Origin of the sequence: Actinomadura violacea, assembly GCF_017573465.1 — a bacterium.
Lineage (GTDB): Bacteria > Actinomycetota > Actinomycetes > Streptosporangiales > Streptosporangiaceae > Spirillospora > Spirillospora violacea.
Genome location: NZ_JAGEPF010000001.1, coordinates 212255 through 227778 on the forward strand (window position 1 = coordinate 212255; position 15524 = coordinate 227778).

The following is a 15524-nucleotide window of genomic DNA, read 5'->3' on the forward strand; positions in this document are numbered from 1 at the left end:
GCCGTGAACCCAGAAGGGCGCGTGCGGAGAGACGTTCCGAACGCGCCTGGAGGTTCGGGATGAAGAAGAGACTGGCGTGGGCGGCCATCGCCGCGGCGGGACTCCTCGTGCTGGGGAGCCTGTCGGCGTACGGGTACTACTGGAGGCTGCAGAGCGCCGTCCATCACGAGGACGTCGACAAGCTGCTCGGCAAGAACCGGCCGAAGAAGCTGAACGACGCGCAGAACATCGTGGTCCTCGGGTCGGACACGCGGGCGGGCGCGAACGCCCGGTACGGCCGCGGGCTGCGGGACAAGCCGCCCGCCTCCGACACGATGCTGATGCTGCACCTGTCGCCGGGCGGCGGGCAGGCGATGGGCGTCAGCTTCCCGCGCGACCTGATGGTGCCGATCCCGCCGTGCACGCGCACGGACGGGTCGAAATCGCCGGGAAAGCCGGTCGCGATGCTGAACGAGGCGATGGCGCTCGCCGGGCCGACGTGCACGGTGAAGACGATCGAGCAGTTCACGCACATCCACATCGACCATTTCGTGCAGGTCGACTTCGTGGGCTTCAAGAGCATCACGACGGAACTCGGCGGCGTCCCGGTGTGCGTGACCGGTGACGTGTACGACAAGAACACGGGGCTGCGCCTGACGAAAGGCCGGCATCTGCTGAAAGGCGAGCAGGCGCTCGCGTACGTGCGGAGCCGGCACGGTTTCGGCGACGGCTCGGACACCCAGCGCATCCGGCGGCAGCAGCATTTCTTCGGCGCGATGGCGAAGCGGGCGATGAGCGGCGGCGTGCTCACCGATCCCGGCCGGCTGAACGGGCTGCTGACCGCCACGGCGAAGTCGCTGACGACCGACAAGCAGCTGACCGTCGCGAGAATGCTGGACCTCGCGCAGGGAATGCGGGACCTCAGCGCCGGGAAGCTGCGGTTCGCGACGGTGCCGTCGGGCCCCTACGCGCTCAACAAGAACCGGGTCCAGCTCGTCCAGCCGGCGGCGAACGCGTTCTTCGCCGCGCTGCGCGACGACCGGACGGTCCCGGAGCCGGCGAAGGCGCCGAAGGCCCCGCCCGGCACGGTGCGGATCTACAACGCGTCCGGGCTGGACGGCGGCGCCCGGCAGGTCGCGGACGAGCTGCGGAACCGCGGCTGGAAGATCGCCGGGGTGGGGAACCTCGGCCGCCGGTCGGCGGCCACGTTCGTCCGGTACGGGTCGGGCGCGCGGCCGCAGGCGGACGCGCTCGCCGCGCTCGTCTCGGCGGGACGGGCGGCGCCGCGCGCGAAGGAGGCGCCGGGCGTGGTCGACCTGGTGATCGGCACCCGGTTCGAGGGGGTGAAGGGCACGTCGATCCCGCTGCAGCAGGGCGAGAGCCGGGCGAGCGACGCGGTATGCGAGAAGGTGGCGTGACCCGTACGGCGCGATCTGTGGGGTACGTGTCGTTGACGCCATGACCGGCCGGGCCGCAGCCTGGAGCCATGCGCGTCGCGTTCGTGATCTATGACGGGTTCCAGGGGCTGGACCTGACCGGGCCGTACGAGGTCCTGCAGGCGACCGGGCGGTACGAGTGCCTGGTCGTCGGGCCGCAGGCGGGCCCGGTCACGTCCAGCAGCGGGCTGCCCGTCGTCGCGTCCCACGGCGTCGGCGACCTGCCGCCGGACGGGTTCGACACCGTCCTCGTGGCGGGCGGGACCGGCGTCGACCGGGCGCGCGACGATCCGGCGCTGGTCCGCTGGGTGACGGACGCGGCGCGGGACGCGCGGCGCGTCGCGGCGGTCTGCAGCGGGGTGGTCCTGCTCGCCGAGGCGGGGCTGCTCGACGGGCGGCGCGTCACGAGCCACTGGGGCCGGGAGGCGCAGCTGCGGGCCGAGTACCCGGCGCTGCGCGTCGACTGCGACCCGATCTTCATCCGGGACGGGCGGGTCTGGACGTCCGCGGGCGTCACCGCGGGCATGGACCTCGCGCTCGCGCTGGTCGAGGACGACCACGGCCGGGAGGCCGCGCACGCGGTCGCGCGGGAGCTGGTGATGTTCCTGCGGCGGCCGGGCGGTCAGTCGCAGTTCAGCGTGCCGCTGTGGTCGGCGCAGCCGGCGTCCGACCCGATCCGCGTCGCGGTGACGGCCGTGCAGACCGACCCGGGCGCCCGGCACAGCGTCGCCGACCTGGCCGGATGCTCGGGGCTGAGCCCGCGGCACCTGCAGCGCCGGTTCACCGCCGAGATGGGGGTGCCGCCGTCGGTGTACGTGGAGCGGGTGCGGATCGAGGCGGCGCAGCGCGCGCTGGCCGGGGGTGACGAGCCCGTCGAGACGCTGGCGCGGCGGCTCGGGTTCGGCACGGGCGAGACGCTGCGGCGCGCGTTCCACCGGCGGGTCGGCGTGGCGCCGTCCGACTACCGGGACCGATTCCGAGGGACGAGGGAGTACGCATGACGACCTACGGGCTGCTGGTGTTCGAGGACGCCGAGGAGCTGGACTTCGTGGGGCCGTGGGAGGTGTTCACGGCTTCGGCGATGCTGCGCGACGAGGGTGACCAGGCGGTGCTGGTCGCCGAAGGGTCCGCGCCGGTGCGCTGCGCCAAGGGCCTGCGGGTCGTGCCGGACCGGACGTTCGGCGACCATCCGGAGCTGGACGTCCTGCTGGCGCCGGGCGGGCGCGGCGCGCGCGAGACGCAGATCGGGAACGCGGCGCTGACGGGCTGGATCGCGAAGACCGCCGAGCGGGCCGACTGGGTGACGAGCGTGTGCACGGGCTCGTTCCTCCTGCACGAGGCGGGTCCGGCCAAGGGGCGCAGGGTCGCGACGCACTGGGCGTCCGAGGACGACCTTGAGGCGCGCGGTGACGTGACGGTCGTGCGGGAGGCGCGCTACGTCGTGGACGGCAACCTGGTCACGAGCCAAGGCGTGTCGGCCGGTATCGACATGGCGCTATGGCTCGTAGGGCGCATCCACGGGCGCGACCACGCGCGCGCGGTGCGCCGCTACATCCAGTACGAGCCCGCCCCGCCGTACATGGCCGACGAGCCGCTCTAGGCGCCCGCTCTAGGCAGAGCCGAAGATCCGCTCGGGGCAGGACCGAAACACCGCCTCAGGCGGGGTGACGAGCCGCTCCGAGCGGGGCGCCGGCCCCGAATCGGGATCGAACATTCCGCCATACCGGTGATGATCTTCGCTTATCGGCATAATCACGCGAATGGCGATGGCGCTTCCGGTGCGGATCCGCGGTGACGGCGTGCGCGTCGCGGTCGAGACCGACCCGGCGCACGCCCCGCTGCGCGACTTCCTGCTCAACGACCTGGGCGAGGACGTCGCCGCGATCATCCGGGCCAAGGGCCGGCTGAGCGACGGGCTCGCGGCATCGGGCGGGCATCGGCCCTGGCAGGAGCTGTACCGCTTCCACCGGCTCGACTTCGACGGCGCGGTCGTGCACCTGCGGGACGTCGGCGGCTGGTCGTCCTGCGACCTGGACCCCGGCGTCCTGCTGCGCTGCCTGGAGGAGTACCTGGAGCAGGTCGGGGCCGTGCGGCACCGGCAGATGCTCGACGGCGTGCTCCAGGCCGGCGCCGAGCGGTTCGTCCCGGACCGGGAGCTGCCCGTCGCGTTCCGCGTGGAAGGCCCCGGCGACGTCGCGTGCGTCCCGGCGCCCGGCAACGAGCCGCTCGCCGGGCTCCTCGGCGACACCGAGTTCGTCCTCGGGCTGGACTGGATGGTCGCCGAGCTGGGCCGCCCCGGCGCCGCCGTCACGTGGCCGGGACGGGTCTTCCGCGTCGCCGTCGCCGACGGCGTCGCCACCATCGAGGGCGAGAACGGCGCCTACCTGTGCCTGGACGGCGAGACGTTCCGGCAGGTCGTCGCCGCCTTCCGGCAGGCGCACGCGGACTCGCACCGAGCCGCAGCGCAGGAGCGCGCCGAGCCCGTCGCGGCGATGCTCGCGCTCGGCGGGACGTCCCGGCGGGCGCGCGGCTGGGCGCTCGTCCGGACGCCCCGCGCCACGCTGGAGGACGTCGCCGGCCTCACCCCGCACCCCGACGCGTGCCTCCCGCACGGCGTCCTCGGCACCGGGTCGGGCGCCTGCTGGGCCGACCTCGCCGTGCTGGACGAGTCGGGCGGCCGGCTGCGCGGCGGCACCAAGACCTTCATGCCGCGCGGCATCGACGCGGACCGGCTCGTCCCCGACCTGCGGGACGCGCTGACCCGCGCCCGTTTCCTCACGTCCGTCCCGGGCGCGTGGGCGTCGTTCGTCGCGGGCGTCCCCGTGCACGGCTACGTCGACCCGGACGCGGCGGTGCGGCTGCCGTGCGAACCGGTGCAGGCCGAGGCCGTCGCGCAGCACGTCCGCGTGTTCTTCCCCGAGTTGGTCGAGTCCGGCGGGGACCTGGAGGCGGCCGCCTCGCGCGCCGCCGGGACCGCCCGCACGGTGAGCGGCGCGCCGCACGTCCTGACCGCGTTCCTGCTGCACGACGTGCAGTGCCACCGGCACCACCTCGACGTCGTCCGCGCGGCGCGTCCCGGCTGGGAGCACACCGGGAACGCCTGCCATCTGCGGGTGGACGTCCGGACCGTCCGGCTGGAGCACCTCTGGCTGGACGGCCACTCCTGCGAGCTGCCGACCGGCGAGTTCGCGCGCGTCCTGGAGGAGTACGAACGCCTCGCCGCGCTCTAACGTGGAGGCCCACGTCTGCGGAGGTTGCGCATGTCCATGGCGGGACGGCTGGTCGACCGTTTCCTCGGGCTGCCCGGGGCCGATGCGGCGGCCACGGACGTCGGCATAGCCCGTGACCTGCGGATACCGATGCCGGACGGCGCGGTGCTGGTCGCCGACCTGTACCGTCCGCGCGGTGCCGGGCCGCTGCCCGCCGTGCTGATCCGGACCCCGTACGGCAAGCGGCAGGGGCTCGTCCGGCTGCTCGCCGGGGTTCTCGCCAGGCGCGGTTTCCAGGTCGTCATACAGAATGTACGTGGCATACACGGGTCGGGCGGCGAGTTCCACGCGTTCCACGACGAACGCGGAGACGGTCTCGCGACGCTCAAATGGGTGCGGGCCCAGCCGTGGTGCGACGGGCGCATCGCGACGGCCGGCGCGAGCTACCTCGGCTACACGCAATGGGCGATCGCGCCCTACGCCGACCCGCCCCTAGAGGCGATGGGGCTCGGCATCACCGCGTCCGAATTCGTCAGCTCGTTCTATCCCGGCGGCGCCCTCGCCCTGCACAACACACTGGTGTGGTCATCGCTGATGGGGACGCGTGACGACAGGAAGCGTCCGCTCCACAACCGGCGCGTCAGGCACGCTATGCGGCACCTACCAGTCGGCGAGGCCGACATGGCCGCGATAGGACGAGCCGAGCCGTTCCTACGCGAGGTCACCGGCAACGCCGAGAACGAGGCGTTCTGGCGGGAGACCGACCACAGCGCGGGCGTCGCCGCGACCACGTCGCCCGCGAGCATGGTGACCGGCTGGTGGGACCTGTTCCTGCGCGGCCAGCTCCGCGACTTCGCCGCCCTGCACGCCGCCGGACGGCAGGTCCGCATCACCATCGGCCCCTGGGGGCACGACGCCAAGGCGCTGCGCGCCGTTCTCGCCGACCAGGTGTCCTGGCTGAACGCGCACCTGCACGGCGACGCGGCGGAACTCCGGCGCGCACCCGTCCGGCTCTACCTGCAGAAGGCGGACCGCTGGCTCGACTTCCAGCAGTGGCCGCCGCCCGAGACCACGCCCACGCCGCTGTACCTCGGCCACGGCCTGACCTGGGACGAGCCGTCCGCACCGCTCGACCCCGCGGCGTTCACCTACGACCCGTACGACCCCACGCCGTCCGCCGGCGGGCCGCTGCTGTCGCCCGGCCGCGGCGGGCAGCGCGACAACGGGCGCATCGAGGCGCGCGGCGACGTCGCCGTCCTGACCGGCGCCCGCCTCGACCGCGACCTCGACCTGATCGGCCCGGTCTCGGCGGCGTTCCACGTCCGCACCGACACCGGGCACGCCGACCTGTTCGTCCGGCTCTGCGACGTCGGCCCGGACGGAACGTCCCGCAACGTCACCGACGGCATGCTGCGCATCGACGCCGCCCCGGGCGAGGTCGTCGAGGCGGAGATCGAGATGCACCCGACCGGCTACCGGTTCCGGCGCGGGCACCGGCTCCGCGTCATGCTCGCGGGCGGCGCGTTCCCGCGCTTCGCCCGCAACCACGGGCGCGGCGAACCCGCCGGACGGGCGGTCGCGTCGCGCCGCGTCCGCATCGAGGTGCTGCGCGGCGCGGAGCACCCGTCGGCGCTCCATCTACCGGTCTGGGCGCCCTGACTCACTCGCCGCCGGAGTCGTTGTCGGCGGCGGCGGCGCGCAGCGCCTCGTACTCCTTGAGCACCTTCTTGCGCGCCCGCGCCGAGAGCCGGTCGATGTAGACCTTGCCCTCCAGGTGGTCGGTCTCGTGCTGGAGGCACCGCGCGAGCAGGCCCGTCCCCTCGACCGTCACCGGGTTCCCCTTGACGTCGAACCCGCGCACGGTCGCGCGGTCGGGACGCGCGAGGCGGGCGTGCGGGCCCGGCACCGACAGGCAGCCCTCCTCGTCGTCGTCGAGCCGCCGGTCCGCGAGCCCGGGCAGCTCCAGGACCGGGTTGACCACCGTCCCCCGGTGCCGCTCGCCGTCCTCGTCCGGACAGTCGTACACGAAGATCCGCAGGTCGACGCCGATCTGGTTGCCGGCGAGCCCCACGCCCTCCGCCGCGTACATGCTCGCGAACATGTCGTCGGCGAGCTCCGCCAGCGCCGCGTCGAACTCCTGCACCGGCCGGCACGCCCGGTGCAGGACCGGGGTCCCCACCAGCGTGATCGGCCGTACCCGCCCCGCCATCCGATCTCCCTTCGCGCTCGGGCACCATCCTGTCCCATCCTCCCGGAGGCCCGCTCGGCGGCGGGCCGGAGGACGGGCCTTAGACGCCCGCCGAAGCGCTCGCGACGGGTCCGCGGCGGCACTTTTTTCACACCACCGTGCAGAAATACCCGCACCCGATCCGCCGTGACTTTGATCAAATGGTGGGGTTCACTTTGCACGGGAGGCGACGTCGGGAGTGACGGACATGCGCACCGAGCGCGGGTCTGAGCAGGAGCGCGAGCAGGTCCGGATCACCGTGCTCGGCCGGGTCGGCGTGGAGCGGGGCGGCCACCGCACGCTGCCCACCTCCGGGATCGCCCGCGCGCTGCTCGGCGCGCTCGCCGTCGCCGGGCTCGCCGGGCTGTCCGGCCTCGGCGACGACGCGCTCAAGTCGCTGCTGTGGGGCGCCCGCGAGACCGTCATCTCCGACTCGACGCTCGCCGTCGCGGTGTACCGGCTGCGCCGCTGGCTGACCGAGACCGCCGGGCCGGGCGTCGAGGTCGTCCGCACCACCAACGGGTACGCGCTGGAACTGCCGGGCGCCGACATCGACGCGGCCGCGTTCCGCCGCGCGGTCGCCGACGCGGCGATGCTGCCCGCCGACCGGCGCGCCGGCGCGCTGGAGCGCGCGCTCGGGCTGTGGCGGGGCCGCGCGCTGGAGGACGTGTCGCCCGACTCCGTCGACCAGGCCGCCGTCGACCGGCTGGAACGCGAGCGGGTCGAGGCGACGATGGAGCACGCCCGCACCGTCCTCGCGGCGGGCGCGCCCGAGCGTGCGCTGCCGCACCTCAGCCCGATGGTGCGCGCCCACCCGCTCGACGAGCAGCTCCTCACGGTCTGGATCGAGGTGCTCGCGTCGTGCGGCCGGCAGGCCGAGGCGCTGGAGGCCTACGAGGAGGCGCGGGTCCGGCTGCTCGACCAGCTCGGCGTCGACCCCGGACCCGAGCTGCGCGACGTCCACGTCCGCGTGCTGCGCCAGGAGACCGCCGCCGCACCCGCGCATGGCGAACCGGCGCACGACGGACCCGCGCACGACGACCCGGACGGCGCCCGTCCCGCCGACCCCGACCCCGGCGGTGAGGGGGACGGCGACCGGGTCCGGCGGGAGCGGCCGAGCCAGCTCCCGCCCGCCGTGCCCGACTTCACCGGCCGCGGCGACCAGATCGACAGCATGCTCGCGCTGCTGTCCGCCGGCGACGGCAACGAGCCCGTGTCGGTGTCCGCCGTCGCCGGGATGGGCGGCATCGGCAAGACGACCCTCGCCGTGCACATCGCGCACCGCATCCGCGACGCCTTCCCCGACGGGCAGCTCTTCGTGGACCTGCGCGGCGCCGAACGCGACCCCGCCGACCCCGCCGAGGTGCTCGCCCGGTTCCTGCGCGCCCTCGGGGTCAACGCCGCCGCCGTCCCGGAGAGCCCCGGCGAGCGCGCCGCGCTGTACCGCAGCATCCTCGCCGACCGGCGCATCCTCGTCGTGCTCGACAACGCCGCCGACGAGACGCAGGTCGAGCCGCTGCTGCCCGGCGGCCGGCTGTCCCGCGCCGTCATCACCAGCCGCACCCGGCTCACCGCGCTGCCCGGCGCCCGCCTCATCGAGCTGGACGTGCTGACCCCCGCGCAGGCCGTCGACCTGCTCGTGCACATCGTCGGCCGGGACCGGCTCGCGGCCGAGCCGGAGGCCGCCGCGGAGCTCGCCCGGATGTGCGGGCACCTGCCGCTCGCGCTGCGCGTCGCCGGCGCCCGCCTCGCCGCGAAGGCGCACTGGAGCATCGCCGGGTTCGTCCGCCGGATGCGCGAGCAGGGCCGGCTGGACGAGCTGACCCAGCGCGGCCTCAGCGTCCGCACCACCCTGCACCTCAGCTATCAGGGCCTCGGCCGGGACGCGCGGCGGCTGTACCGGCTGCTCGGCCTGCTCGACGCGCCCGACTTCGCCTGCTGGACGGCCGCCGCGCTGCTGGACCGGCCGCCCGCCGAGGTCGCCGAGCTGCTCGAGACGCTCGTCGACGCGCAGCTCCTCGACGCGGCCGGCCAGCTCCCGGTGCCCGGCGCCGTCCGCTACCGGTTCCACGACCTCGTCCGCGACCACGCCCGCGAGCTGTGCCGCGCTGAGGACGGCCCGGACGATCGCGCCGCCGCGCTGCGCCGCGCCCTCGGCGGCTGGCTCGCGATCACCGACCGCGTCGTCGAGCTGGTCACCGGCGGCGGCGACTCCCTCGCCGCGGGCCGGGCCGTCCGGTACCCGCTGGACGAGGCGGTCGTCGCGCGCTCGCTCGCGCACGCCCCGGACTGGTTCGAGGCGGAGCGGTTCGGGCTGACCTCCGCGGTCCGGCAGGCCGCGCGGCTCGGCGAGGACGGGCTGGCCTGGGAGATCGCGGTCCGGTCGGCGATCCTGTTCCAGCCCGCGCACTACACCGACGACTGGCAGCAGGTCATCGCGGACGCGCTGCCGGTCGTCCGGGCCGCCGGCGACCTGCGCGGCGAGGCGGCGCTGCTGGAGCGCACCACGGAGCTGGCGTGCGCGCGCCGCGACTACGACCTGGCGCTGCGGTCCGTCCGGTCGGCGCTGCGGCTGTTCGAGGAGACCGGGAACCCGCACGGCACCGCGCTGTCGCTCCGCCAGCTCGCGACCGTGCACCGGATGACGGGCCGGTTCGGCGACGCCGAGGCCGACGGGCGGCGCGCCCGCGAGCTGTTCCAGCGGGTCGGCGACGTCGCGGGCGAGTCGCACGCCGTCCTGGTGATCGGCTGCGCCCAGTACGAGCGCGGCGACGCCCATGACGCGCTCGGCGTGCTGACGATGGCGCGCGACCTCGCGCGCCGCGCCCGCTACACCGGCGTCGAGCTGCAGTCGGTGTACTGGATCGGGCAGGCGCTGCTCGCGCTCGGCCGGCCGGGCGAGGCCAGGCCGCTGTTCGAGCACATCGACGAGGAGGGCACCGCGGCGGGCAGCCGGCTCGTCGGCATGTACGCCGCGCACGGCCTCGGCTGCACCCATTTCGCGCTCGGCCGCCCCGCGGAGGCCGAGCAGTCGCTGCGGCTGGCGCTGCGGCTCGCCGAGGAGCGCGGCGACCCGCTGATGCGCGCGCGCATCCTCTACGTGCTGGGCGACCTGTACTGGGATCGCGGTGACCTCCTCACGGCGAGGCGGCTGCTGGAGCGCGCGCTGAAGCTGGCGACCTCGGTGTCGGTGCCGCTGTGGCGGGCCAAGTGCCTCTTCCTGCTCGGTGCCCTCCTCCAGGTGGCCGGCCCCGGCGAGGGGGACGGCGGCGGTGCGGACCCGCGCCGCGAGGCGCTGGAGATCTTCCGGGAGCTCGGCGTCCCGACCGAGGACGGGACGGCCGCGCACCTCCTGTGGTGACCCGCGCCGTGCTGACCGAGCGCCGGACGGGTGGCGCGCGCCCCGGGCCGACCCCCGTGCGGCCCGTCCCCGAAGCGGTCGATCTCCACGGCGGCAACGCTAGGACGGGCCGATTACAACTCGCTTACACCTCGCCCCGCGCCCGAACCGATCGCCGGCATCGGGAGTCCGTGCGCGAGAGACAGCGGACCGGATCCGATGCGGAGCGTGACCATCTCGTTGCATACGGTTCCGTTCGTCGCACGCGGCGCACCGTTCGTCGACGCGGGCGGTTGAACCCTCGAACCTCGGGTGAGGGGCTCGCTACCTTCTTCTCATCCGCAGGGCGCCCCGCGCCGAAGCCGCTTCGGGGGGAGCGGCCGTCCCCAGTGCGCGAATCAGGGCCGGCCCGCGGAACGGGGGGAGAGGGGTCACTCTGGGGGGAGTGGCCCCTCTCCGTTACCCCCCGTTTGTAGCTTCGCTATAAGCGCCCCGGCCGCAAGGCGTCGATATGTAAGCAGCGCGGCGCGACGGGGCGGCCCACAATTCTGGGACCCGCGGAGACCCACCCGCCGCGGTTTCCGGCCAGTGAAGGGCACGCCCCCCATGCACAGGAAACTCGCCCATTCGTTCCGGCTCCTCTCCGCCGCCGCCGTCCTCGCCGCGGGCGCGGCCCTCGCCCCGCCCGCGAGCGCCGCGGCCCCCGTCAGACCCGCGACCGCGCAGCGGGCCGCGGAAAGGGCCGCCGACAATCCGTACCAGCGGGGCCCCGCGCCGACCGAGGCGAGCATCACCGCCGAAAAGGGCCCGTTCGCGATCGAGACGATCCCCGTTCCGGCGGGCAGCGGCACCGGGTTCAACAAGGGCACCGTCTACGCGCCGACCGACATGAGCCAGGGCACGTTCGGCGCCATCGTCGTGTCGCCCGGCTTCGTCTCGCCGGAGGCGTGGATCTCCTGGTACGGGCCGCGGCTGGCGTCCCAGGGCTTCGTCGTCATGACGCTGGAGACCGACAGCCTCTTCGACGTCCCCGCCTCGCGCGGCGACCAGCTGCTCGCCGCGCTCGACTGGCTGACCGGCAAGAGCAGCGTCAAGAACCGCATCGACGCGACCCGCACCGCCGTCATGGGGCATTCCATGGGCGGCGGCGGGACGCTGGAGGCCGCGAACAAGCGGCCGTCCCTCAAGGCCGACATCCCGCTCGCGCCATGGGACATGACCTACAACTTCCCGGACATCAAGACCCCGACGCTCATCATGGGCGCCGACAACGACTTCATCGCGCCCGCGGCGTCGATGGCCGAGACCTACTACAACAACCTCAAGACGGCGCCGGAAAAGGCGTACCTGCTGCTGAAGAACGCCGGCCACATGACGTTCGTGTCGCCGAACACCACCATCGCGAAGTACTCCATCGCGTGGATGAAGCGGTTCGTCGACAACGACGCCCGCTACGACCGGTTCCTGTGCCCGGCGCCGGCGCCCAGTGCCACCATCGCGAAATACCTCGACACCTGCCCGACCGGCTGAGCCCCGCCCGGGGACGGCGGCGGCGGCCGGACGCACGTCCCGGCCGCCGCCGCCGTCCCGCGGCTCACGCGGGCGACAGCCGCCGGTCCCCGGAGTCCAGGCGGACGAGGTGGTGCAGCAGGAGCAGCAGCTCGATCCGGCGGTCCGGGTCCAGCAGCGCGCCGCCGAGGGCCTCCTCCAGCCGCCGGATCCGGTACCGGACGGTCTGCTCGTGCACGAGCAGCCGCTCCGCCGCCGCGACCGCGTTGTCGCGGCACTCCATGTAGGTCAGCAGCGTCCGCGACAGCGCGTCCCGGCGGTGCGGCGCCAGCTCCATCAGCGGGCCGAGCCGCGCGCCGAGCGCCACGTCCAGCAGCTCCTCGCTCTGCGCCGCGACCAGGCTCGGCAGGTGGTCCAGGCAGCGCAGCGGCTCCTTGCCGGGCAGGACGCCGCGCTCGATCAGCGCGAGGCCGCGCCGCGCCCAGCGCAGCGACAGCGCCGCCCGCGCCGGCGGGACGGTCGGGCCGATCGCCGCGGCCCGCGTCCCCTTCACCGCCGCGGGCAGCCGGCCGCCGCCGGGGCCGTCCGGGTCCGGGCAGACCAGGTACGGGACGGCGGCGTCCCAGTCGGCGAGGAACGCGGGCGGCAGCACCGGGACGGAGGCGCCGGGGGCCGGGCGCAGCGCGACCACGGCGAGCGTCCGCGGCACCTGCCAGCCCGCCGCGCCGGCCAGCTCCCCGACCGCCGCGTCGCTGGCCGGCGGGTCCATGACCAGCAGGTCGCGCAGCCGGCTCCGGAACCGCTCCCGCTCGCCCGCGAGCTCGCCCTGCGCCCGCGCGTACCCGCGCGCGGCCGCGCCCGCGATCCGCTCCAGGAACACGAACAGCGACTCGGTCATCCTCCCGAGGTCGTCCAGCGACCAGCCGAGCCGCCGCGCGTCCTTGATGAACCGGCGGCACGCGACCTGCCCGCTGACCCGGATCGCGGTCTGCAGCCCGTCCAGGCTGCGGCCCTTGCGCGCCTCGTGCGCGCCGATGCCCTCGAAGATGCCGGTGACCGTCCCCCAGTCGGTGCCGGGCCGGCCGATCGCGTCCACGAACTGCCGGACGCTCTGCTCGACGGCCCACCGCATCCGGCGCCCGTAGCGGCTGTCGGGCGGGCGCGCGTACTCGGGGACGAGGCCCTGGATCTCGCCGACCATCTCGGTCGCCGCCGCCTCCAGGTGCGGCCGCAGCGGCTCGGCGAGGTCGGGGGACACGCCGGCGAGCGGGAACTCCTGACCGGCGGACGTCGGGCTTGCGGACGACCTGCCGGCGGACGCGGCGGCGGGACGGGCGGACCGGCTCAAGGCACCCTCCTGGAACTCGCGATCCCCCGCTGCGGTGGCGCAGCACCGGGCCTCCCAGCGTCCGCCCGCCGCCCCCGCGACGCTAGGCAGGGGCGAGATGGATCGGGGCGCCCGGATTGTCAGCGCTCTGACAGACCCCGGCCCGGTCCGGCGGCCGCGTCGATCACGCCGAGGAGTTCGCGGAGGGTCTCGCGCTGCTCGTCCGACAGCGGCGAGAGCACCTCGCGCGCGGCCTCCCGGCGGGTGCCCGCGATGCGCGCGCGGACGGCCAGTCCCTCACCGGTCGGGCGGACGAGCAGGGACCGGCGGTTGGCCGGGTCGGGCTCGCGGGTGACGAGGCCGTCGGCCTCCAGCGCGTCCACCAGCGTGGTCGCGGAGCGGGGGACGATGTCGAGCCGGCGGGCGAGGTCGGTCATCCGCAGCGGCCCCTCGGTGCCGACGATCACCCGGAGGGCGCGCGACTGGGCGGGGGTGAGGCCGAGCGGGGCGAGCCGCTCGACCTGGTGCCGGCGGATCCGCTTGGCCGCCTTCAGGAACAGGTCGGCCAGATCGTTCTCCATGAGACCGAGCTTAGCTCATAGTTGTGCGGAAATAATTATGAGCTAAGCTCAGTTACGTTGAGGGTCGTCCCCCGGAAGGAGCCGCCCATGGCGAAGGACCCCACCACCGACACCACCACCACCGACACCGTCACCCGCTCCGATCGCCGGCGCATTCTGCGCCTGTTCGTCCCCTACCGCGCCCGGCTGTCCGGCGTCGCGCTGCTCGTCGGCCTGTCCGCGCTCGTCTCGCTGGCCTCGCCGTTCATGCTCCGCCACATCCTGGACGTCGCGCTCCCGCAGGGCCGCACCGGACTGCTGTCCGCGCTCGCCCTCGGGATGATCGCGATCGCGGTCGCGACCAGCGTGTTCTCCGTCCTGCAGACCTACATCTCCACCGGCGTCGGCCAGCGCGTCATGCACGACCTGCGCACCGCCGTCTACGCGCACCTGCAGCGGATGCCGCTGGCGTTCTTCACCCGGACCCGCACCGGCGAGGTCCAGTCCCGGATCGCCAACGACATCGGCGGCATGCAGTCCACGGTCACCACCACCGTGACCTCGCTCGTCTCCAACTTCACCTCCGTCACCGCCACCGCCATCGCGATGCTCGCGCTCGACTGGCGGCTCACCCTCGTCACGATGCTCACGCTGCCGGTCTTCGTGTGGATCAGCCGCCGCGTCGGCAACGAGCGCCGCAGGATCACCTCGCGCCGGCAGCGGCAGCTCGCCGCGATGTCGGCGATCGTGGAGGAGTCGCTGTCGGTCAGCGGCATCCTGCTCGGCCGCACCATGGGCCGCGCGCCCGCGCTCACCGACCGGTTCGCCGGCGAGTCCCGCGACCTCGCCGACCTGGAGATCCGCGCGAGCATGGCCGGACGGTGGCGGCAGTCCACCATCCAGATCGTCATGGCGGCGATGCCCGCGCTGACGTACTGGGCCGCCGGGCTCACCGTCTCGCACGGCCACCCGCTGGTGTCGATCGGCACCCTCGTCGCGTTCACCACCCTGCAGACCGGCCTGTTCCGGCCGACCGTCCAGCTGCTCCAGACCGCCGTCGACGTGCAGAGCTCCATGTCGCTGTTCAGGCGGATCTTCGAGTACCTCGACCTCGAACCCGGCCTGGAGGAGCCGGCCGCGCCGCGCCCGCTGCCGCGCGCCCGCGGCCACGTCCGGTTCGAGGACGTCGGCTTCTCCTACGAGCCCGGCTCCGACGCGCTCACCGGCATCGACCTCGACGTCCCCGCCGGGACGTCCCTCGCCGTCGTCGGCGAGACCGGATCCGGCAAGACCACCCTCAGCTACCTCGTCCCGCGGCTGTACGACGCGACGTCCGGACGCGTCACCATCGACGGCGTGGACGTGCGGGACCTGTCGTTCGCCGACCTGTCCGCCGCCGTCGGCGTCGTCTCCCAGGAGACCTACCTGTTCCACGCGTCCGTCGCCGACAACCTGCGCTTCGCCAAGCCCGACGCGACCGACGAGGAACTGCACGCCGCCGCCCGCGCCGCGCAGATCCACGACCACATCGCCGGCCTCCCCGACGGCTACGACACCGTCGTCGGCGAGCGCGGCTACCGGTTCTCCGGCGGCGAGAAGCAGCGCCTCGCCATCGCCCGGACGATCCTGCGCAACCCGCCGGTCCTCGTCCTGGACGAGGCGACCAGCGCCCTCGACACCCAGACCGAGCACGCCGTCCAGCAGGCCATCGACGCGCTCGCCGAGGGCCGCACCACCATCACCATCGCGCACCGGCTCTCCACCGTCCGCGACGCCGGCCAGATCGCCGTCCTCGACCACGGGCGCGTCGCCGAACGCGGCACGCACGCCGAGCTGCTCGCCGCCGGCGGCCCCTACACCGCGCTCGTCTCGCGCGACGAGGACCTGGCGCCCGCCGCCTGACCCGTCGCGGGGCGGCGGCGCGCGGCCGTCCGAAA

Annotated in this window: 11 protein-coding genes; 8 read left to right on the forward strand and 3 right to left on the reverse strand. The window is 74.5% G+C overall.

Annotated features, from left to right (window positions below):
* The first annotated feature begins 59 nt into the window (after positions 1-59).
* From J4709_RS01095 to J4709_RS01115, 5 genes are all read left to right on the forward strand, one after another.
* On the forward strand, positions 60-1397 hold the full coding sequence (locus J4709_RS01095; RefSeq protein ID WP_208235816.1) for an LCP family protein: 1338 nt from the start codon (positions 60-62) through the stop codon (positions 1395-1397).
* Between the two features lie 68 nt (positions 1398-1465).
* Positions 1466-2416, forward strand: coding sequence for a GlxA family transcriptional regulator (locus tag J4709_RS01100; RefSeq protein ID WP_208235818.1), 951 nt, complete (start codon positions 1466-1468; stop codon positions 2414-2416).
* Complete coding sequence (locus tag J4709_RS01105; protein WP_208235820.1) at positions 2413-3015, forward strand: DJ-1/PfpI family protein; 603 nt, start codon at positions 2413-2415, stop codon at positions 3013-3015. The genes J4709_RS01100 and J4709_RS01105 overlap by 4 nt, the downstream gene beginning before the upstream one ends.
* Before the next feature lie 160 nt (positions 3016-3175).
* A complete protein-coding gene (locus J4709_RS01110; RefSeq protein ID WP_208235822.1) occupies positions 3176-4645 on the forward strand; it encodes a hypothetical protein in 1470 nt (489 codons plus the stop codon).
* 30 nt (positions 4646-4675) lie between these two features.
* A complete protein-coding gene (locus J4709_RS01115; protein WP_208235824.1) occupies positions 4676-6283 on the forward strand; it encodes a CocE/NonD family hydrolase in 1608 nt (535 codons plus the stop codon).
* 1 nt (position 6284) lies between these two features.
* Here J4709_RS01115 and def read toward each other — a convergent pair whose 3' ends face one another.
* Positions 6285-6833: a peptide deformylase gene (gene def / locus J4709_RS01120; RefSeq protein ID WP_208235825.1), complete on the reverse strand. Its 549-nt coding sequence runs from the start codon at positions 6831-6833 to the stop codon at positions 6285-6287.
* Positions 6834-7059: 226 nt separating this feature from the next.
* Between def and J4709_RS01125 the strand changes: the two genes are divergently transcribed.
* Both J4709_RS01125 and J4709_RS01130 read left to right on the forward strand, forming a co-directional pair.
* Positions 7060-10212, forward strand: coding sequence for an AfsR/SARP family transcriptional regulator (locus J4709_RS01125; RefSeq protein WP_208235847.1), 3153 nt, complete (start codon positions 7060-7062; stop codon positions 10210-10212).
* Positions 10213-10797: 585 nt separating this feature from the next.
* A complete protein-coding gene (locus tag J4709_RS01130; RefSeq protein ID WP_208235849.1) occupies positions 10798-11721 on the forward strand; it encodes a dienelactone hydrolase family protein in 924 nt (307 codons plus the stop codon).
* Between the two features lie 64 nt (positions 11722-11785).
* Here J4709_RS01130 and J4709_RS01135 read toward each other — a convergent pair whose 3' ends face one another.
* Together J4709_RS01135 and J4709_RS01140 are read right to left on the reverse strand one after the other, a co-directional pair.
* A complete protein-coding gene (locus J4709_RS01135) occupies positions 11786-13048 on the reverse strand; it encodes a PucR-like N-terminal domain-containing protein (protein WP_232382770.1) in 1263 nt (420 codons plus the stop codon).
* A gap of 119 nt (positions 13049-13167) precedes the next feature.
* The gene (locus J4709_RS01140; protein WP_208235851.1) at positions 13168-13608 is read right to left on the reverse strand and encodes a MarR family winged helix-turn-helix transcriptional regulator; all 441 of its coding nucleotides are present in this window, start codon (positions 13606-13608) and stop codon (positions 13168-13170) included.
* Between the two features lie 87 nt (positions 13609-13695).
* On the opposite strand from J4709_RS01140, the gene J4709_RS01145 reads away from it, so the two are divergent.
* Entirely contained in the window at positions 13696-15489 is a 1794-nt protein-coding gene (locus J4709_RS01145) for an ABC transporter ATP-binding protein (RefSeq protein ID WP_208235853.1), read from the forward strand.
* Positions 15490-15524: the final 35 nt, after the last annotated feature.